A 20,436-nucleotide genomic window follows, 5' to 3' on the forward strand; every position below is an offset into this window, starting at 1 on the left:
TTAAATTGTCACATCAGGTACATATATATACAGACGGTGCTGCAAAAGGAAATCCCGGTCCGGGAGGCTATGGAGTAGTCATGGAATTAGTGGGAACCAATTATAAAAAGGAATTTTATGAAGGGTTTCGGTTGACGACTAATAACCGGATGGAATTATTGGCGGTAATTATTGGCTTGGAGAAGCTTAAAAACCCGAATATGAAAGTTTTGGTGGTTTCTGATTCCAAATATGTGGTTGATGCTGTTGAAAAAAGATGGGTGTTTGGTTGGGAAAAAATTGATTTCAAAGCAAAAAAAAATCCTGATTTATGGATGCGTTTTTTGAAGATTTACCGCAAACATAAAGTCGACTTTAAATGGGTAAAAGGGCATAACAATCATCCTCAAAATGAACGTTGTGATGAATTGGCGGTTATGGCTTCGCAGCAGGCAAAACTTTCTGTAGACCTATATTATGAAAATCAAGAATAATTATTGGTGTAATGTACTGATAATAAATAAATTGTTAATTGAAACTTAATCAATTTGGTATTTACAAAAACTAAATTGTACATTTGCGCTCTAATTTTCAATTCGTTTTATGAATAAATTATTAATTGTAGGAACAGTAGCTTTTGATGCTATTGAAACGCCGTTTGGAAAAACAGATAAAATTTTAGGTGGTGCTGGTACTTTTATCGGGCTTTCAGCTTCACATTTTAACTTGCAGTCAGCTATTGTATCGGTTGTAGGCGAGGACTTTCCACAAGAATATATCGATTTATTAAAATCAAGAAATATTGATGTAACCGGACTTGAAGTTGTAAAAGGAGGAAAGACTTTCTTTTGGAGCGGAAAATACCACAATGATTTGAATTCACGTGATACATTGGTTACTGAATTAAATGTATTGGCAGATTTCAAACCTGTTGTACCGGAAAATTTTAAAAATGCCGATGTGGTAATGTTAGGAAACTTACACCCGTTAGTACAAAGCAACGTTTTGGATCAATTGACAGAGAAGCCTAAATTGGTAGTTTTAGATACTATGAATTTCTGGATGGATTGTGCATTACCTGAATTAAAAGAAGTAATGAAACGTGTTGATGTTATTACAATTAATGATGAGGAGGCACGTCAGTTGTCAGGTGAATATTCATTGGTAAAAGCAGCTGCTGAAATTCATAAAATGGGACCTGAGTATGTGGTTATCAAAAAAGGGGAACATGGTGCTTTGTTATTCCACGACAACCAAGTGTTTTTTGCACCAGCTTTACCATTAGAGGAAGTTTTTGATCCTACAGGTGCAGGTGATACTTTTGCAGGTGGTTTTTCTGGATTTATCACACAAAGCGAAAACATATCTTTCGAGAATATGAAAGCAGCTATTGTGCATGGATCGAATTTAGCCTCTTTCTGTGTTGAGAAATTCGGGACAGAAAGAATGGTTGGACTTACAAAAGAAGAAGTTCAAAGCCGTTTGAAGCAATTTAAAGCGCTAACACAGTTTGAAATAGAATTAACATAAATTTACGCCTCGAATTTTCGGGGCTTTTTTTATTTTTTGAAATGGATTTTTTTAAAAAAAGTATTGAAATTCAAGCAACTATAACAATACAACAACTTTTTTCTGGATTAATTTCAGAGACAACACAATTAAGATATGAGTGACGCAATTAAACACGAATGCGGAATTGCACTTTTGCGATTAAAAAAACCTTTAGAATACTACAAAGAAAAATACGGTACAGCTTTTTATGGTGTAGAAAAAATGTACCTGCTTCTTGAAAAACAACATAACCGCGGACAGGATGGTGCAGGTTTGGCAAGTATAAAACTGGATGTTGAACCGGGAGAAAGATATATAAGCCGGATCCGTTCAAATCAGGCACAACCTATTCAGGATATTTTTGGACAAATTAATGCCAGAATAAGTCAGGAATTGGAACTTCACCCGGAATATAAAGATAATGTGGCACTTCAAAAAGAACATATTCCTTATGTAGGTGAGGTTTTCTTAGGGCACGTACGTTACGGTACTTTTGGTAAGAACAGTATTGAAAATGTTCATCCCTTTTTACGTCAGAATAACTGGATGCACCGTAATTTGATTGTAGCCGGAAACTTTAATATGACCAATGTAAAAGAGTTGTTTCAGGATTTAGTGCGATTAGGTCAGCATCCTAAACAAATGGCAGATACGGTAACTGTGATGGAGAAGATAGGTCATTTTCTTGATGATGAAGTGACAGATTTGTATCAGGAGTGTAAAGAAAACGGTTTGTCAAAACGCGAAGCTTCTCCGGTTATTGCAGAAAAACTGAATATTGGCCGTATTTTAAGAAGAGCTTCTAAAAACTGGGACGGAGGTTATGCAATGGCTGGTTTAATAGGTCATGGTGATGCATTCGTAACCCGTGATCCTGCAGGTATCCGTCCTGCATATTACTATCAGGATGACGAGATAGTTGTAGTGGCTTCAGAAAGACCTGTGATTCAAACAGTTTTTAATGTTCCTTTTGATGCTATTCAGGAAATTACTCCTGGTCATGCTTTAATTATTAAAAAAGACGGAAGAGTAATCGATGAAAAAGTCAGAGAAGCTTCGGTTAAGAAAGCATGTTCTTTTGAACGTATTTATTTTTCCCGTGGAAGCGATGCGGAGATTTATCAGGAAAGAAAAGAGCTTGGGAAACTGATCATGCCGGCTGTATTGAAAGCTGTTGGCCATGATACAGAAAATACTGTTTTTTCATATATACCTAATACTGCCGAAACTTCTTTCTTCGGGATGGTTGAGGCTGCCAATGATTATTTGAACCAGCACAAGATTAATCTGATTCTTGAAAACAAAGACAATCTTTCGGCTGATAAATTAAAAGAGATTTTAGATGTTAAACTCCGTTCTGAAAAGATTGCCATAAAAGATGTGAAGCTTCGTACATTTATAACAGAAGACAGTTCGCGTGATGATATGGTGGCGCATGTTTACGATGTAACGTACGGTGTGATAAAACCAACAGATAATCTGGTAATCATTGATGATAGTATTGTTCGTGGTACTACATTGAAGAAAAGTATCATCAAAATGATGGATCGTTTGAATCCTAAAAAGATTGTTATTGTTTCTTCAGCGCCGCAGATCCGTTATCCGGATTGTTACGGAATTGATATGGCTAAGTTGGAAACGTTGGTAGCATTTCAGGCAATGCTGGAACTTCTAAAAGAAAATAATAAATATTATCTGGTAGATGAGGTTTATGCCAAATGTAAAGCGCAGGAACACCTGAATGATTCGGAAGTGGTAAACTATGTAAACGAATTGTATGAACAGTTTACTGATGAACAGATTTCAGATAAAATTGCGGTAATGCTTACAGAACCGTCGGTAAAAGCAGAAGTAAAAATTATTTTCCAATCGGTTGCCGATTTGCATAAGGCATGTCCTAAAAATTCAGGGGATTGGTATTTTACAGGTGATTACCCTACTGATGGCGGTAACCGTGTAGTGAACAGAGCTTTTATGAATTTCTATGAAGGGAAGGACGCCAGAGCGTACTAAAAGGATTGTTAAAATGTATTTTATCGAGTATTTTTACAATTCACCGACATAATTTTGAATACAATATTAATCAGTCTAGCTTTGCTTCACCATTACATAAGTAGGTTAAGTTTATGGTAGATTTGGGGCAAAAAGGGTAGAAAGGAATTTCTACCTTTTTTATTTTATATACTTTTCTTTTTTTGCCCTTCTTTTTTATTCTTCTTTATTTTTTCTGCCGAATAAGAACTTAATGTTAAAATTACATCACCAAATTTGGTGAGTAAAAAAAGACGTTTCATCTCGTTGTCGACTTTTTTATCTGTTTACCGATTTTGTTTGTTTTATTCAAATTCCGAACATACATTTGATTCACCATTACATAAGTAGGTTAAGTTATGGTAGATTTGGGGCAAAAAAGGCAGGAGCAATCCTGCCTTTTTTATTTTATATCGGTTGCGGTTTTTCAGATTGCCGGATGCGGTTCTCGAATTGTTGGCTGAGGCTCCCGAAGCCAAAAAAAGTCCCGGCAATGCGGGACTTCAATCATATTGTTTTTTTACTGAAATTATTTTGCTTCAGCATAACGTCTGGCTACTTCAGACCAGTTAATCACATTAAAGAAAGCTTCAATATAATCAGGACGGCGGTTTTGATAGTTTAAGTAGTAAGCATGTTCCCAAACATCCATTCCTAAAATTGGAGTTCCACCACAACCTACACCCGGCATCAAAGTATTATCCTGGTTTGGTGTGCCGCAAACTTCAAGTTTTCCGTCTTTAACACATAACCAAGCCCATCCTGAACCAAATTGCGTAGCGCCTGCTTTAGAAAAAGCTTCTTTGAAAGCAGCAAAACTTCCGAAAGATGAATTAATAGCATCAGATAATTCTCCGGTTGGTTCACCACCGCCATTTGGAGACATTACTGTCCAAAATAAATTGTGGTTGTAAAAACCACCGCCATTGTTGCGCACAGCAGCTTTGGTCATGTCAAGATTTTTAAGGATTTCCTCAATTGATTTTCCTTCTAAATCAGTTCCTGCTATAGCAGCATTTAAATTTGTTGTATAAGCATTGTGATGCTTTGTATGGTGGATTTCCATAGTTCTTGCATCAATATGTGGTTCCAATGCATCGTATGCATAAGGTAATTGCGGTAACTCAAAAGCCATATTATTTGTATTTTAAAGATTAAAAATTAAATTCAATCAAAATTAATCAATTAACTTTGGAATTAAAATTTTTTGAAGCTATTTCCCGCTATTAGCACAATCTTTTTATTTTTATACAAGACAGAACGAAGTCTAAAAATAAATGGATTTCCACAGTTGCAGTAGTTAAAATTATAAAAATGAAACACTTATTTTCCATAATCATATCGTTGCTTTTTGTACACCAAAATTATTCTCAAAACTTTTTGAATTACAAAGTAAGCAAGCTTTACTGTGTTTTAAATTTCATGCAGACAGCGTCCGGAGCGCAGGCAACATCACCTTCTTTTAAGGAATTTATCAATTTGAAAACGCAGCATAATTTGGAATTCAAAAAGCTGGTCGCAGATTTTTCAAAACTGAATCTGTATCATAACATCATCAAAACTGATTTTCCAAAGAACCGGGATCAAAATAATTCAACTTATGATTTGATAGCTATGCATGCCGTTAATTCAGTGGATTTTAATGAATTTAAAATGAAATGTCTGGGGCTGATTCCTATAGAAACAAATCAAAAAATGATTGCTCTGCTGAAATCGGCTGAACAAGTATATGATAAAATAATCTGGAACGAATACAAACCGAAAATTGAAAAACAACTAGCCGAATTGTCAAAATACGAAAATGCGAACATGCAGATTTTTAATAAGATAAAGGCATTCTATGATTCAACCTGGTCTGAAGATATTCCTTTTCAGATAGCAATTTACCCAATTCCCGGGGTAAATGGATTTTCTACCGCAACGCCCCACATCAATAGTTTGTGTGTAGGGGTTTTAACCGATGAAACCGACTATAACTCAAGGAATGGAGCAGTACTTCATGAAATATGCCACATGCTTTATAAGGAACAGCCACGGGACAAACAGTTTGAAGTTGATCAGTATTTTAAAGATAATAATACCATCTATTCGAAACATGCTTATTCGTATATGGATGAATCTGTGGCAACAGCTATAGGTAACGGCTGGGCTTATAAAAAAATAAGCGGTAAAATTGATGAAAATGACTGGTATGCCAATAAAACCATAAACGATTTTGCAAAGGTGTTGTATCCAAAAGTAGAGGAATATCTGGAAAAGGGTAAGACAATAGATAAAGAATTTGTTGACAATGCAATTGCGGTTTTTTCAAAGAAATTTCCAAAATCAATTTATGATTACTCGATTTTATTAAACAGTTGTTTTGTTTATGCCGATGATATGAGCGAAATGGAAGCGGTAAACAGCCTGAGTGATTTTTTTCAGATTTACAGTCTCAATTTTTCTGCCTCAATTTTGCATTCAAACAACTTTAATCTGACTGACGATTCGAAAGACACACGGGTTTTCATAATTCATAAAAATCAGCTGCAGACACTAAGCTCCTTAAAAAAAATCTTTCCGCAGATCCAGGATTATGAATTTAAAAAACAGCCAATGACTTTGAGTTTCTTCGATAATGACGGTAGAGCTGTAATTATTCTTGTTTTAAATAATAAAACAGAATTAGGCGGTGAATTGCTGAAAATGAGGAATAAGAATTTTTTTGATATAAAGAGTCCGCTTCAACAATAATAAATAGTTATAGTAAATGCATAAAACAGCATTTTCAATATATAATGCATCGGCAGGTTCAGGAAAGACCTATACTCTTGTAAAGGAATACTTGAAAATTATTCTGTTGTCACCTAAAGAAGATGCATATAAAAACATTCTTGCCATCACTTTTACCAACAAGGCGGTGCATGAAATGAAAAGCCGTATTGTGGACAGTCTGTTTGATTTTACAAAAGATAATCCCACTGATAAATCTCTTAATTTAATGAAAGATTTATCTCTAGAAACTGGCCTAAGTCTGAATGAAATTACAGCTAAGGCAAAATTGATCATTAAGAATATCATTCACAATTATGCTGCTTTTGATATTTCTACGATTGATAAGTTTACCCATAAAGTAATCCGTTCTTTTGCAATCGATTTAAATCTGCCTGTTACTTTTGATGTTTCTTTGGATACTGAAAGTTTATTGCAGGAAGCAGTGGATGCCATAGTAGCCGAAGCTGGTGAAAATGACGAATTGACAAAATTGCTGGTCGATTTCACCATGGAAAAAACGGATGATGATAAATCGTGGGATGTTTCGGGAGAGATTTTCAATACCGGAAAACTGATTTTGAATGAAAATAATCGTGAAGAGGTTCTTTCTTTACAGGATAAGTCCATTCAGGAGTTTGTTGTTTTGAAAAATAAACTGCAGGAATTGTGTAATAACATTGAAGCCGAAACAAGTGAGCAGGCTAAACTGGCTTTGGAATTGATCGAAAATAAAGGAATCGATTTGAAGTCTTTTTCGGGAGGATATTTCCCTAAGCATCTGCAAGGTATTGCAGAAGGAAAATTCAATCCGCAAAATAAAACCTATCACGAATTTGATGATATTAAAATCAATAAATCTGCAAAAGATAAAGAAATAATCGAAGGCTGTGTTCCTGAATTGCTGTCTGTTCTGGCTGTAGTCTATCAAAAGTTTCAAAAGAAGAATTTGTATGAAGCGTTCTTAAAAAACATAACACCTCTGTCACTTTTAAATACGGTTAATAACAAATTAAAAAACATACAAGAAGAACAGAATATCTTGTCCATAACTGAGTTTAATAAACTTATCAATGAACAAATTAAGCATCAGCCGGCTCCTTTTATTTATGAACGTTTGGGTGAGCGTTACAAACATTTTTTCATTGATGAGTTTCAGGACACTTCGCAAATGCAGTGGCAAAATCTCATTCCGCTGATTGATAATGCGCTTTCAAGTGAGGATTTACAGGGAAATCAAGGTTCATTGTTAATTGTAGGTGATCCTAAACAGTCTATTTACCGTTGGCGTGGTGGTAAAGCGGAGCAGTTTATCGATTTGGCAAAAACTGAAAATCCGTTCAGTAATAAAGATAAGCAGGTAATTAATTTAGAATCTAATTATCGGAGTTATGATGAGGTAATTCACTTTAATAACGATTTTTTTAAATTCTTATCTCAAAAATTTGAAAACGAAGATTATAAGGATTTATATGAAAACAAAAGTTTCCAGAAGTCAAATTCTAAAAAAGGAGGGTCTGTAAATATTTCTTTTTTGCCAAAAGCTGATGAGATTGAGACCGAAGAAGAAATCACCCAGGATGATTTGTATCTTCAAAAAACATTACAAACTATTTATGAAATCCAGCAAAAAGGATTTTCTTTAAGCGAAATAGTTATTTTAGTACGGAATAATAGTAAAGGAGTATTACTGGCTAATTATCTTACGGAACAAAAAATCCCTGTAATCTCTTCAGAGAGTTTGTTGCTTTCGACTTCTTCCGAAGTACAATTTCTTCTCAATATGCTTCGCTATTTAAGCGATAGAAAAAACAAAGAGGCATTAGTTCAGGTATTGTATTATTTGGTCAATAATTTTGAGACTCATTTACAAATTCACGATTTTATCTGGCAAGGATTGCAATTTGCTACAGAAGCTGAATTACAGCAATGGTTAGAAGACTTTGGTGTCCAAATTAATTTTGCTTCAATTCGGCGAAAACCATTATATGAAATTGTAGAAGATTTGATTTTGGCTGGAATACCTCCATCAAAAAACAATGCATATGTGCAGTATTTTTTGGATGCAGTATTAGAAAAGGATGTCAAATACCAATATTCAATGGCTGACTTTTTGGATTTTTGGGAAAAAAGCAGTCACAAATTAAGCGTTCCTACAGCCGAAGGTGCTGAGGCAATTCGTATTATGACTATTCATAAATCAAAAGGATTGGAATTTCCGGTAGTTATTTTTCCTTTTGCCGAAGAGAGTTATAGTGTAAATAAACGTGAAAAAATGTGGCTTGATGCTCCTGAAGAAGAAGCTTCGTTTGAAAAATATCTGATAGATAAGTCGAGTAAAGTAAAAGAGTATGGTGCCGAAGCATCAAAAGTTTATGATCAAAAGAGTCAGGAAGAATTATTGGACAATGTTAATGTGTTGTATGTGGCTCTAACGCGTGCGGAAGAACAATTATACATTATTTCTTCTTGGAAGGACAGAAACAAGCAAGGTAATTTACCTAATAATCTGGCTTCATTTTTTATTGAATTTATTGAAGATAGGGTAGATTTTGATCAAAATTCTTTGAAATATGATTGGGGACTTTCGGAAAGGGTTTCAATTAGACATTATTCAGAACGTAAAATAGACATTATTCAGCCAGTTACATCTTCATTGGTGTCTGAAAATATAAAAATTGCCCAGCGGGAAGCAATGATGTGGGGTAGTAAACAACAAGAGGCAATTGAGTTTGGTAATACCATGCATGAAGTGCTTTCGTTTGTAAAGAGTAAATATGATGTTGATTTGGCAATTATAAAAGCCATTGAGAACGGATTGATTACTGAAAATCAAAAAGAAGTAGTGCTTCAAATGCTGAATGATATAGTGTTTCATTCGGAATTAGCCGATTTTTTTGATGGAAAAGGGCAAGTATTTAATGAAAGAACCATATTAAAAAAAGGAACTAAGAATCATATACCAGACCGGATTGTAGTAAAGGAGAAAGAAGCCTATTTATTGGATTACAAAACCGGAACACATAATCAGAAATATGTAGTCCAAATTTTAGAGTATGAAAATGCTTTAAAAGAAATGGGTTTTTCAGTTCAAAAAAAATCACTCGTATATATAGGAGAAAAAATTGAAATACTAAATTTGTAATCGGTTTTATAAAACCAAATTTGTGAATCACCGAATTAACATCAATAAAAAATGTACGGAAAAATCAAACAACACTTACAACAGGAATTGGATACCATTACAGCTAATGGTTTGTATAAAAAAGAAAGAATTATCACTTCGCCACAAGGAGCAGAAATCACAGTAAACGGTAAAACAGTTTTGAATTTTTGTGCCAACAATTATTTAGGACTGTCTTCACATCCTGAAGTAGTGCAGGCAGCAAAAGACGCGTTGGATACACATGGTTTTGGAATGTCTTCAGTACGGTTCATTTGTGGTACGCAGGATATTCATAAAGAGTTGGAAGAAACCATTGCTAAATTCTATGGTACAGAAGACACTATATTATATGCCGCGGCATTTGACGCCAACGGAGGAGTTTTTGAGCCTTTGTTGGGTGAAGAAGACTGTATTATTTCAGATAGTCTGAACCATGCTTCAATTATTGACGGGGTCCGTTTGTGTAAGGCGGCTCGTTATCGTTATGAAAATAACAACATGGCCGATTTAGAGGAGCAATTGAAAAAAGCGACTGAAGCTGGTCACCGTTTTAAGTTGATTGTAACAGACGGTGTTTTCTCTATGGACGGTTTAGTAGCGCCTTTGGATAAAATTTGTGATTTGGCTGATAAATATGATGCTATGGTAATGGTGGATGAGTGTCATGCGGCTGGTTTTATAGGTAAAACCGGAAAAGGAACGCTTGAAGCTAAAGGAGTAATGGGGCGTGTGGATATTATTACAGGGACATTAGGTAAAGCTTTAGGCGGTGCAATGGGTGGTTACACAACGGCTAAAAAAGAAATAATTGAGATTCTGCGTCAGCGTTCAAGACCTTATTTATTTTCAAATTCATTGTCTCCGGCAATTGTGGGAGCTTCTTTGAAAGTTTTTGAACTATTGGAAAAAGATACATCTTTAAGAGATAAATTAGAATGGAATACTAATTATTTCAAAGAAGGAATGAAGAAAGCCGGATTGGATATTATTGATGGAGATTCGGCTATTGTGCCTGTAATGCTCTATGATGCCAAGTTGTCTCAAATCATGGCAGATAAGCTTTTGGAAAAAGGGATTTATGTAATAGGATTCTTTTTTCCGGTGGTTCCAAAAGAAAAAGCAAGAATTCGGGTACAGCTTTCCGCAGCGCATACTAAGGAGCATTTAGATAAAGCTATTCAGGCATTTACGGAAGTTGGACGTGAGCTAGGTATTGTAAAATAGTAGTTTTTTTGTTAAAAACATCATTTTTTTTAACAATTCATTTTGTAATTAACTCCTTATCACTTACTTTTGTCATAATAACGTATTGTAATCAAATAAAAATTAAGTATGAAACATCTTAACAAACTTTTTGTTTCTATGTTGATGGTTGCTGGTTTAGGTGCTAATGCACAAAGCAGTGATAATCCATGGGCAATATCATTTGGAGCAAATGCAATAGATACTAAAACTAGTGCATATAGTGAGGATGGTAAATTTACAGATCATTTTACTCAACCGTTTAAAGTTAAAGATCATTGGAATATTATTCCTTCGGTATCTTACTTGTCAGTTACAAGAAATGTAGGTGGAAACTGGTCGTTTGGTGTTGTAGGATCTGTAAACAAAATTTCCAAATATGTTGTTTGGCAAGGCCCTTCTGCAAATGCTACAACTGTAGTTAATCCAGGTGATTGGATGTACTATGGTGTTGATGGTAAAATTGCTTACAGCTTTAAAAGTTTATTCGGAACTAAGTGGTTTGATCCTTCTATCCATATTGGAGGAGGTTATACTTTCTTGGATGAAAAATCTGCTGGAAATGTTAATGCTGGTGCCGGTGTTACTTTTTGGTTGACTGAACAAGTTGGTTTATCATTGAGCTCTAGCTACAAAAAAGCATTTACTGATAGAGTTGAGTCAGACGGTTCTTTGGATGTTCCTTCTTTATTCCAACACATGGCTGGTTTAACTTTCCAATTTGGAGGTAAAGATACAGACGGTGACGGTATCTATGATAAAGAAGATGCTTGTCCGGATGTTGCTGGTTTAAAAGAATACCAAGGCTGTCCTGATACAGATGCTGACGGTATCCAAGATAAAGAAGATGCTTGCCCGGATGTTGCTGGTAAAAAAGAATTAAACGGTTGTCCTGACGGAGACGGAGACGGTATCGCTGATAAAGATGATGCTTGTCCAGAAGTTGCTGGTTTAACTGCTTTACAAGGTTGTCCAGATGCTGACGGTGACGGTGTAGCTGACAACAAAGATAAATGTCCTAACCAGGCAGGTCCTAGAGAAAATGCAGGTTGTCCTTGGCCAGATACAGACGGTGACTCAGTTCTTGATAAAGACGATAAGTGTCCGGATGTTAAAGGTACTGTAGCTAACAACGGTTGTCCTGAGGTAAGCGAAGAAGTTATGAAAAAATTAAACGACTACGCTAAAACTATCTTATTCGACACTAACAAAGCTACTTTCCAACAAAGAACTTACCCGGTATTAGAAGCTATGACAGCTATCTTAAAAGAGTACCCAGGTTCTAACTTCTCTATCGAAGGTCACACAGACGCTGATGGTAAAGACACTGCTAACCAAACTTTATCTGAAAATAGAGCTGCAGCTGTTAAAGATTATTTAATCTCTCAAGGAATTGATGCTGCTAGATTGACTTCAACTGGTTTTGGTGAGTCTAAACCAATTGCTTCTAACAAAACTAAAGCTGGTAAAGCTTTAAACAGAAGAGTAGAAGTGAAATTAGTAAAATAATTTCTTTAAAATATTTCTTTGAAAAGGCCCCGAAATTTCGGGGCTTTTTTTATTTTTATCCTATGATGAACGCTACTTTTCTTGATAAACTTGTTGGACATTTATTTCAAAAATATTCTGAAAATTTATCGGAAATTGTAATTGTACTTCCTAATAAAAGGGCTAGGGTATTCTTGCTGGATAAACTTAAATCTCATTTTGAAAATTATTTCTTTGCCCCTAAAATAATAAGTATTGAAGAATTTGTTGAGGAATTATCCGGAGTTCGTAGTATAGATAATATTGAACTGCTTTTTGAATTTTATCAGGTTTATCTACAATTAAGTAGTAAAGAAACTGCTCAAAATTTTGATCAGTTTTCTAATTGGGCAAAAACACTTCTACAGGATTTTAATGAAATTGACCGCTATCTAATCGAACCAAATTATGTTTTTTCCTATTTGAAAGACATTGAAGTTTTAAAACGCTGGGATTTATCTGTAGAGCAAAAAACAGAATTAATAGAAAAACAATTAATTTTTTGGGACAAACTTCCTGAATATTATCAAGAGTTCTATAATCATTTGCTGACAAAAGGATTAGGTTACCAAGGGTTAATTTATCGAGAAGCAGTTAATCATTTGGAGTTTTTTTCTTCACAATTACAATCCGAAAAAATAATCTTTGCTGGTTTTAACGCTTTAAATCAAGCCGAAGAAAGAATCATCCAACATTTATTAGCTGTAGATAAGGCTGAAATTCTGTGGGATATCGACAAGACTTTTTTAAATGATTTTTATCATGATGTTGGTTTATTTATACGTCGTTTTAAAGAAAAATGGATTTACTTTAAAAACAATCCTTTTGAATGGATAATTGATGAGTTTTCTCAACAAAAGAATATAGAAATTATTGGTACTTCAAGATCAATCGGACAAGCTAAAATAGTTTCTAATATAATTTCTGACCTAACAGAAAATAGTACATCTTTAGATAAAGTTGCTGTTGTTCTTGGCGACGAAAACTTATTAATTCCTACATTACATTCATTGCCTTCTACTGTTGGCAGTTTGAATATCACGATGGGTTATTCAGCAAAAAATAATCCTATCCAGGTTTTTATCAATAAGCTTTTTAAGATGCATGTTAATGCTGTTAAGAGAAATCAAAATAGCTATGTGTTTTATTACCGTGATGTGCTCGATGTTTTAAATAATCCTATCATTGAGTCTTATATTAATGTAACCAATTTGGTTGATGTCATAAAAAAGAACAATTATACTTTTATTACACATCATAAATTACTCAGTCTGCAAGAACAGAAAAGTAATCTATTCGATTTAATCTTTCAAAAATGGAATGAAAAACCCGATTTTATTTTAGAGAATATCAGTAAGATTCTTCTTGTTGTCAAGCAAAATTTGGATAATGAAAATAATGACGATAAAATTCTTAAAACGTTTTTATACGCAATTTTTAAGGTCATAAACAAGTTGATTTCGTATTGTTCAAAAAACAATTATGTAGAGAATTTAGATACATTATTTTCAATTTATAAGCAAGTTATTGATGTGGCCGAGGTTTCTTTTGAAGGAGAGCCACTCTCTGGTTTGCAAATCATGGGTGTTTTAGAAAGCCGTGTACTCGATTTTGAAACTGTTATCATAACTTCCATGAATGAAGGGAAATTTCCTGCTGGTAAATCAACTAATTCTTTTATCCCTTATGATGTGAAGAGGGAAATAGGTTTACCTACTTTTAAGGAAAAGGATGCTATTTATACCTATCATTTTTATCATTTGTTGCTAAGGGCAAAAAATATTTATTTGATATACAATACTGAAAATGATGGATTGGATGGTGGAGAAAAAAGTCGATTTATTACGCAATTGGAAGTTGAAAAACAGCCAAGTCATATTATTAGACACAAAATCTTACAGCCTGAAATTCCCAACATTGCATATGAAAAGCAAATCATACCTAAATCAGATGCAGTTTTAAAAAGATTGCATGAAATTGCTTCAGATAAAGGTTTTTCACCTTCAGCTTTAACAGCTTATATCAGAAACCCTATTCAGTTTTATTTCCAAAGACTTTTATCTATTCGTGAAACTGAAGAAGTAGAAGAAAATATCGCATTAAATACACTGGGAACAATTATTCATAAAACTCTGGAAGAATTGTATAAGCCCTATTTGAACAAATTTCTATCGGTTTCAGATATCGATTTTATGATTTCAATGGCTGATAATGAAGTTCTAAGGCAATTTAAAGAAGAATATAAAGAAGGTGAAGTAACTAAAGGTAAAAATCTTTTGGCTTTCGAAGTGGCAAAACGTAACATTTTCAATTTTTTAAAAGAAGAAAAGAGAGATATAGTTTCTGGAGATGTCGTGAAAGTTATTGCTGTTGAAACTTCATTAAAAGAAGTGATTCATGATGATAGATTGCCTTTTCCTATAACAATTTCAGGAAATGTTGACCGAATTGAAATTCGAAATAATTTCATAAGAATCATTGATTATAAGACAGGGAAAGTAGAGCAAACGTCTTTGAGAATTAAAGATTGGAACGGTTTAACGTTAGATATAAAAAACGAAAAAATAATTCAGTTGCTTTGTTATGCATTAATGTATCAAAATGAATTGGGTGGTAAAGAGATGGAGGTTGGAATTATTTCTTTTAAAAATATGAAAGCTGGATTCATGCCTTTTCAGTATCAGTTTGAAAAAGAAAAGTTTTCAATAATATCAAGTGAAATTATCGAAAACTTCAAATCTGAATTAATAAATTTAATAGTTGAAATTTTAGATTCTTCAATTCCTTTTGAAGAAAAAGTCTAACACTTTTCAAAAAAATCAAGTAAAATATCACCTAAAACATTTCTGTTTTCAATATGACTCATATGTCCGTCAGGTAAAGTTACAAGTTCTACCGAAGTACCTTCAATTTGAGAAACAGCGTCATCATAATTTAATACAGGGTCTTTTTTACCTAAAATTAAAAGGATAGGGAATGTAGCCTGGTGTAAAATAAATTCCCTGTCTTTTCTCACTTTCATACCTTCTAAAGCAGAAATTACGCCTTGAACACTTGTTGTAACAGCTTCCTGTTTTATTTTGTCAATTTCATGGACTAATGTTTCGCGGTTATTCTCGCTAAATAAATTAGCAATTGACATGCCTATAAATATATCCGGGTTTTGTTTAACAGCTTTAATGGCACGCATCCTGTTTATTTTACGTTCCTGACTGTCTTCTTTTGAGGTAGAATTTAGTAATACGATTCCTTTAGCCATTTCAGGGTATAATTCGGCAAAGGCTAAAGAAACATAACCTCCCATTGAGTGTCCAATAAATATGGCTTCAGAAATATTCAAATGGTGGAGCACAGCATGAACAGTATCTGCCATATCTTCCATGGTGTGCATATAGCTCAAGTTTTCAGTTTGACCATGACCTGGTAAATCAATAGTAATGACCTGATGATTTTGGGTAAAATCGTTAATATAGAACTCCCACATAGTGGAGTTTTCTAAAAAACCATGAAGTAATACGACGGCTTTTCCTTTTCCAATAGTGGAATAAGCTATTTTGATGTTTTTATAATTAATGGTATTCAATGCTTATTTTGTTGTGAGTGCAAAAATAGCAAAAGATGCGAGCCAATGTTCACCGCCATAGCCACTATCAAATAAAACCGTTAACGATTTACTTATAAATTGCTGAGCTGTAGTTTCAAATTTTGTTTTAATTGGATTTTTTTCAGAAAGATTTCTAGCTATATTTTTCATATTCCACGCTCTGCTGAATGATAAACCGTCTAAATGTACAATTTGATAGTCATTTCTGTCGCTGACAGTTGGGGTTTGGCAAATTCTTTCAAGTCCTTTTTTAGTGTAAAAGTTTTTGAACCATTTTTCAAACTCTTTTTGAGGTAAAATCCGCGTCATTAAATCAGCCGATTGTAAACTAGGAGAGAAAAAGTCGCTTCCGTCTGGTTCCAAATGGGCTGGGATTTCTTTATTTGACAGATAGAAAGTTTTACTTTTTTGAATAATGAGGTTTAAAAAGTCAGTTTCATTTTTGGTTTTTGCCCAATCATACGCAAAACATAATCCAAAGGCAGTGTTTGGGTGTACACCAGTTCGGTTTGGGTAGGTTTGCTTAGGTAAAAATTCTTTCCATAGGGTTACTATCTTTTGAGTTAAAGGTTGAAGCGATTGATGCCATTTTTTACCTAAATCAGAATCCCAGGTATATAATTCTTCATCAAGTTTTAGTAACCATGCCCATCCATACGTTCTTTCAAATCCTTTTGATGCGGTGTATTTTCCAAAATATTCGGCTTCCAGGATCATTTTTTCTTTTTGAAAAGATTCGTTTAAGACTTTTATGATCTCTTCTTTGTTTTCGATATTCGGAAAACTCTTTAATAACTTTACCAGCATCCAGTGACCATGCACACTGCTGTGCCAGTCCAGACAGCCGTAAAATGCAGGATGTAATTCACTAGGTAACATGCGGGCATCTTTTTCAGTATCTGATAAATGTGAGGTTTTGTTTGGAAATTCGGTATTAATACAATGCAACGGCATTTTACTTAGTTTTAATGCTGTTTCTAAATTTAATTCCTGAGCATTGATTCCTGTTGAAATTAGTAGTAAGAATAAAAAAAAGACTCTCATGATTGTAGTTTAACTAAGTAAATGTATAAAAAAAGCCTCACATTTGTGAGGCTTTTAAATTGTATGAAAAATAGATTTATTCTTTAATTAATTTTCTAGTGAATAAAATATCCTGTTGTGTTTTTACTTTTAAGAAATAAACCCCCTTATCCAGATTACTGATATCGAAAGAAGAATTAAGTCCATTAAAAACCTTAACTGTTTTACCACTGATGTCGAAGATTTCAACTGCTTTTACAGATTCTGAAAAATTTATTGTTGAGAGTGCCGGATTAGGGTGTAAAACTATGTTGTCAGTATTAAATTCATTTTCCGGATTGCTCAAAGTGCCTTTTTGGGTTACTAAAATAGTTTTTGTGACTACTCCGTTTCCACTTAATGTGACATTTGCTGATCTTTCATTTGAACTGCTGTTAGTTTCTGCTGTCAATGTAATTTTAGCATCACCTGAACCAGAAATAGAAGTGCTTAACGAATTTCTGCCGGTTAAATTTAAATGAGACAAGTTTAACCACGACTGATCGCTGGTTGCTGTCCAGTTTACATTATTAATAAGATCAAATGAAAAAGTATTAGCATTGTTTTCATTGTTTGAAATTGTAATAGCACTTAATTCAGCATAATTTTTTTCCGGAGTTAAATAGGCCATATCTAAAATTCCAAATGTAGCAACATAAGCATTTGAACTTGATAAATTATTTACAGGGTAATTTAAGATGTTGTTCTCTGTGGTAAAGCTTGTAACATTAATTTTATCCTCACCAAATACATCAATTGAAGCATGTTGATTTCCATAATCAACCGATTTTACATAAGATTGATTTCCGTTAGTGTCAAATTTAATTAATGCTTTTTCTCCTTTTACAGTATTAAAATTATACTCAGTACCGTTAATTTTTAATTTATCTTTTATTCCGGAATAATAAACATAGAAATTATTGTTTTCATCAAGATCCAAATTGGTATAAGAACTAAAAGCTGTATTGTTTGTGCCTAAAGATCTTTGCCATAGAACATTTCCGGAGGTATCGATTTTTGCAAAAAATCCTTCGTATGAATTTCCAGTATAACTTCTAGGTATTGTTACTAAGTCCAGACCTACGAAGTCTGAAGTACTATTGGCTAATAATGTTCCATTAAGGATGAAGTTGGTACCGTCAAAAGCTACGTCATTAGGCCAGGAATAGAAATAATTAGATGAATTCGCATAAAAATCTTTTCCGAAAACCACATCTCCTACATTGTTGAATTTTAACATTAGATGACTTGAGCCTTGTGTGCTTCCAGGGAAGGAAATTGAGTCAAAAATATAAGAGCTGTTTGCTGACATAGGCTCTGTAAAAGCATATAAGTTATTATTGGAATCAAAAACAGGAATAAACATGTAGCATCTGTAATTATAGTTTTTACTGTAAATAATACTGCCGTCATTTGCGTTTAATTTAATAATAGATAAGGTTGGAGAAGTAGAGCCAATAATTGTATTATCTATAGTGAGTGTTGTTCCTGAGGCTCCTGGAAATGAAAGAATAAGATACACATCTCCATTACCGTCTGTTGTAATCGCTCCTTCAAATTGAACGGATGAAGCCGGAATTATTTTTTTTGACCAAAGATAATTGCCGTTTTTATCAACTTTAATGAGCGCTTTAGTTGTACCGGTGGTTTGTGGAAAATTTATTAAATTACCTGAGGCATCTGTAAACACTGAATTACTTCCTGAAACATTGCTTAAAAATAAAAAATTATCGTCTTTATCGACACAGGCAAAATCATCAGATATGTTGAGTTCATTAACTCCCTGGTCCGGATAGAATTGGGCATACCATTTTGGAAGTCCATCTTGACCCAATCGGGTTATATGTCTTGATTTAACACCACTATCGTTGTTTACCTGCGTGCCAAAGAAATTGTTTTTTCCTTCAACCAAAGAGGTAAAAAACAAATCGTTTTTTTGAGAATGTAAATGTTTGACATAGCTTTTTGATAAAGAACCAGCTATCGAATTGTTTTTTTGTTTAATCCATAAGGATGTTCCTGAAAAATCAAAAGCTTGGGTAGTAAAACGACTCTTGTTTATATTACTTGAAATATAAAAATAATTTGAGTTCGCAGTTTGTATTGTGTTTATATTGGTTGGCTGGGAGCCAGAGATAATGTTTCCTGAATTATCAAAATTTCCCAATAGATTAATAGTATCTCCATATAAAGTTGTACTTAAAGAAGCAGTAGATGCGTTCGCTTGGGTTAAAGTGTAAGACGAAGTTGCTGTGGTATTCCACTTTAATAAGATTTTAAAATCATTAGCAGTTGGATTTGGAACTATTTTTAAACCGGAACTGATACCTAAGTCAGAAAGATAAGTTCTTTGAGTTGTTATTTTTGAAGAAGTCCTGTGAAAAGAAATAGTGTTTAACGTGGGGTCAATTTTTGAAACAAAATGATAAGTTCCATCAGAGAATAATGCTGTGGGGGTATAAGTGTAATTGTAATTACTGCCGGACTCAGCAATCAAATAAGAGTCTCTAAATGTAAATCCAGAAAAAACTAAATTACCATCATTGGTAAAAGCTAAATCTACAACAGCGTTGCCGTATCCGCTATAAACTTGATTTGGGTAAACTTTTACAGAGGAATCGAAATTAGCATTTTTATCACTTTTTAAAACGAATCCTGATCCATAATATAACATGGTTTCAGTTCCTAAAGTAACATTTGCGGCTGAAGTTCCGCCTGCTAAATATATGTCAGTGTTTTTGAGTGCAATGGAATTTAAAACAACATTAGGGTATGAATTATTGTAAATTAAACTTCCGTCTGTATTGTTTAATCGAGCCAATTGATTTTTACCATAAACGATGAAAACATCACTGCTGTCAGAAGCAATTTTTGTTTTGAATGAAAAATTGGTGTCAGGGTTTGAAAAAGATGATACCCATAAAGGATTTCCGTTGGCATCAATTTTTAGCAGGAATGAGTTAACTGATGCAGATGAAGTGATACTGTTACTTTGAGTTGTTATAGTTCCGGTAAATTGGCCAAAAACAAAAACGTTTTCATTGTTGTCTATGTAAACATATTTAGGGCTGATTATTCCTGAGTTTCCGGCATGAAAAGTTTTCATCCAAATATTGTTGCCATCACTGACATTGGATTTTAAAATATACATGTCTGTAAGGCCAACATTAGTATAAGAATTATAGTTGTCAAATCCTATTTCTGAATTACTGGCAGTACCTACATGGTATACGAAATTCTCACTGGCTTCGGTAATGTCTAAAGAACTCCCTTTAGAAGTGTTTAATTGCAAGAATCTAGTGTTTTCAGGAGCAGTTTGTGCTTTTAAAGCTGAAAAGAAAAGCCAAAAACACACAATTAAAAGCAAATTATGATTTGCCTTTGTAAAAGTAGTTTTGATCATTTAGTTAAAATTTGTTTTAAAAATTAAAATGCAAATATATATTAATTGTGAATTGACACGTTGCCTTTTTATTATATAATTGTAAAAAACGCCCCACAATTGTGAGGCGTCTTTCATCTA

General features: G+C 33.7%; 12 protein-coding genes. 8 read left to right on the forward strand and 4 right to left on the reverse strand.

Annotation, left to right across the window (positions count from 1 at the left end; genetic code table 11):
• Positions 1-5: 5 nt before the first annotated feature.
• The 3 genes from rnhA (at position 6) to EZM65_RS04315 (ending at position 3,543) form a co-directional block, all read left to right on the forward strand.
• The gene (gene rnhA, locus EZM65_RS04305) at positions 6-473 is read left to right on the forward strand and encodes a ribonuclease HI (protein WP_136667316.1); all 468 of its coding nucleotides are present in this window, start codon (positions 6-8) and stop codon (positions 471-473) included.
• A 109-nt stretch (positions 474-582) separates the two neighbouring features.
• Complete coding sequence (locus tag EZM65_RS04310) at positions 583-1,509, forward strand: PfkB family carbohydrate kinase (protein ID WP_136667318.1); 927 nt, start codon at positions 583-585, stop codon at positions 1,507-1,509.
• A gap of 135 nt (positions 1,510-1,644) precedes the next feature.
• On the forward strand, positions 1,645-3,543 hold the full coding sequence (locus tag EZM65_RS04315; RefSeq protein ID WP_136667319.1) for an amidophosphoribosyltransferase: 1,899 nt from the start codon (positions 1,645-1,647) through the stop codon (positions 3,541-3,543).
• Positions 3,544-4,090: 547 nt separating this feature from the next.
• Here the strand turns inward: EZM65_RS04315 and EZM65_RS04320 are convergent.
• Complete coding sequence (locus EZM65_RS04320) at positions 4,091-4,696, reverse strand: superoxide dismutase (RefSeq protein ID WP_136667320.1); 606 nt, start codon at positions 4,694-4,696, stop codon at positions 4,091-4,093.
• Between the two features lie 179 nt (positions 4,697-4,875).
• Between EZM65_RS04320 and EZM65_RS04325 the strand changes: the two genes are divergently transcribed.
• The 5 genes from EZM65_RS04325 to EZM65_RS04345 all read left to right on the forward strand — a co-directional run bounded on the left by EZM65_RS04325 (position 4,876) and on the right by EZM65_RS04345 (position 15,051).
• Positions 4,876-6,294, forward strand: a complete 1,419-nt coding sequence (locus EZM65_RS04325; RefSeq protein ID WP_136667321.1) for a hypothetical protein — start codon at positions 4,876-4,878, stop codon at positions 6,292-6,294.
• A gap of 16 nt (positions 6,295-6,310) precedes the next feature.
• Positions 6,311-9,457 carry an exodeoxyribonuclease V subunit beta gene (locus EZM65_RS04330; protein WP_136667322.1) on the forward strand — a complete coding sequence of 1,049 codons (3,147 nt, stop codon included), beginning with the start codon at positions 6,311-6,313 and terminating at the stop codon, positions 9,455-9,457.
• A 51-nt stretch (positions 9,458-9,508) separates the two neighbouring features.
• Positions 9,509-10,702, forward strand: a complete 1,194-nt coding sequence (gene kbl, locus EZM65_RS04335) for a glycine C-acetyltransferase (protein WP_136667323.1) — start codon at positions 9,509-9,511, stop codon at positions 10,700-10,702.
• A 108-nt stretch (positions 10,703-10,810) separates the two neighbouring features.
• Entirely contained in the window at positions 10,811-12,229 is a 1,419-nt protein-coding gene (locus EZM65_RS04340) for an OmpA family protein (protein WP_136667324.1), read from the forward strand.
• 62 nt (positions 12,230-12,291) lie between these two features.
• Complete coding sequence (locus EZM65_RS04345; protein WP_136667325.1) at positions 12,292-15,051, forward strand: PD-(D/E)XK nuclease family protein; 2,760 nt, start codon at positions 12,292-12,294, stop codon at positions 15,049-15,051.
• Here the strand turns inward: EZM65_RS04345 and EZM65_RS04350 are convergent.
• From EZM65_RS04350 to EZM65_RS04360, 3 genes are all read right to left on the reverse strand, one after another.
• Complete coding sequence (locus EZM65_RS04350) at positions 15,048-15,830, reverse strand: alpha/beta fold hydrolase (protein WP_136667326.1); 783 nt, start codon at positions 15,828-15,830, stop codon at positions 15,048-15,050. The genes EZM65_RS04345 and EZM65_RS04350 overlap by 4 nt on opposite strands.
• A 3-nt stretch (positions 15,831-15,833) precedes the next feature.
• A complete protein-coding gene (locus EZM65_RS04355; RefSeq protein ID WP_136667327.1) occupies positions 15,834-16,895 on the reverse strand; it encodes a DUF2891 domain-containing protein in 1,062 nt (353 codons plus the stop codon).
• A 76-nt stretch (positions 16,896-16,971) separates the two neighbouring features.
• On the reverse strand, positions 16,972-20,316 hold the full coding sequence (locus EZM65_RS04360; RefSeq protein ID WP_136667328.1) for a T9SS type A sorting domain-containing protein: 3,345 nt from the start codon (positions 20,314-20,316) through the stop codon (positions 16,972-16,974).
• Between the last annotated feature and the right edge of the window lie 120 nt (positions 20,317-20,436).

This window comes from Flavobacterium sp. H122, from assembly GCF_004959765.1.
In the GTDB taxonomy this organism is placed as follows: domain Bacteria; phylum Bacteroidota; class Bacteroidia; order Flavobacteriales; family Flavobacteriaceae; genus Flavobacterium.

Bases quoted from the DNA above. Each gene is read 5' to 3' on its own strand.
- EZM65_RS04310 (WP_136667318.1), top strand. From the start codon at position 583: ATGAATAAATTATTAATTGTAGGAACAGTAGCTTTTGATGCTATTGAA.
- EZM65_RS04315 (WP_136667319.1), top strand. From the start codon at position 1,645: ATGAGTGACGCAATTAAACACGAATGCGGAATTGCACTTTTGCGATTA.
- EZM65_RS04320 (WP_136667320.1), bottom strand. From the start codon at position 4,696: ATGGCTTTTGAGTTACCGCAATTACCTTATGCATACGATGCATTGGAA.
- EZM65_RS04325 (WP_136667321.1), top strand. From the start codon at position 4,876: ATGAAACACTTATTTTCCATAATCATATCGTTGCTTTTTGTACACCAA.
- EZM65_RS04330 (WP_136667322.1), top strand. From the start codon at position 6,311: ATGCATAAAACAGCATTTTCAATATATAATGCATCGGCAGGTTCAGGA.
- kbl (WP_136667323.1), top strand. From the start codon at position 9,509: ATGTACGGAAAAATCAAACAACACTTACAACAGGAATTGGATACCATT.
- EZM65_RS04340 (WP_136667324.1), top strand. From the start codon at position 10,811: ATGAAACATCTTAACAAACTTTTTGTTTCTATGTTGATGGTTGCTGGT.
- EZM65_RS04345 (WP_136667325.1), top strand. From the start codon at position 12,292: ATGATGAACGCTACTTTTCTTGATAAACTTGTTGGACATTTATTTCAA.
- EZM65_RS04355 (WP_136667327.1), bottom strand. From the start codon at position 16,895: ATGAGAGTCTTTTTTTTATTCTTACTACTAATTTCAACAGGAATCAAT.
- EZM65_RS04360 (WP_136667328.1), bottom strand. From the start codon at position 20,316: ATGATCAAAACTACTTTTACAAAGGCAAATCATAATTTGCTTTTAATT.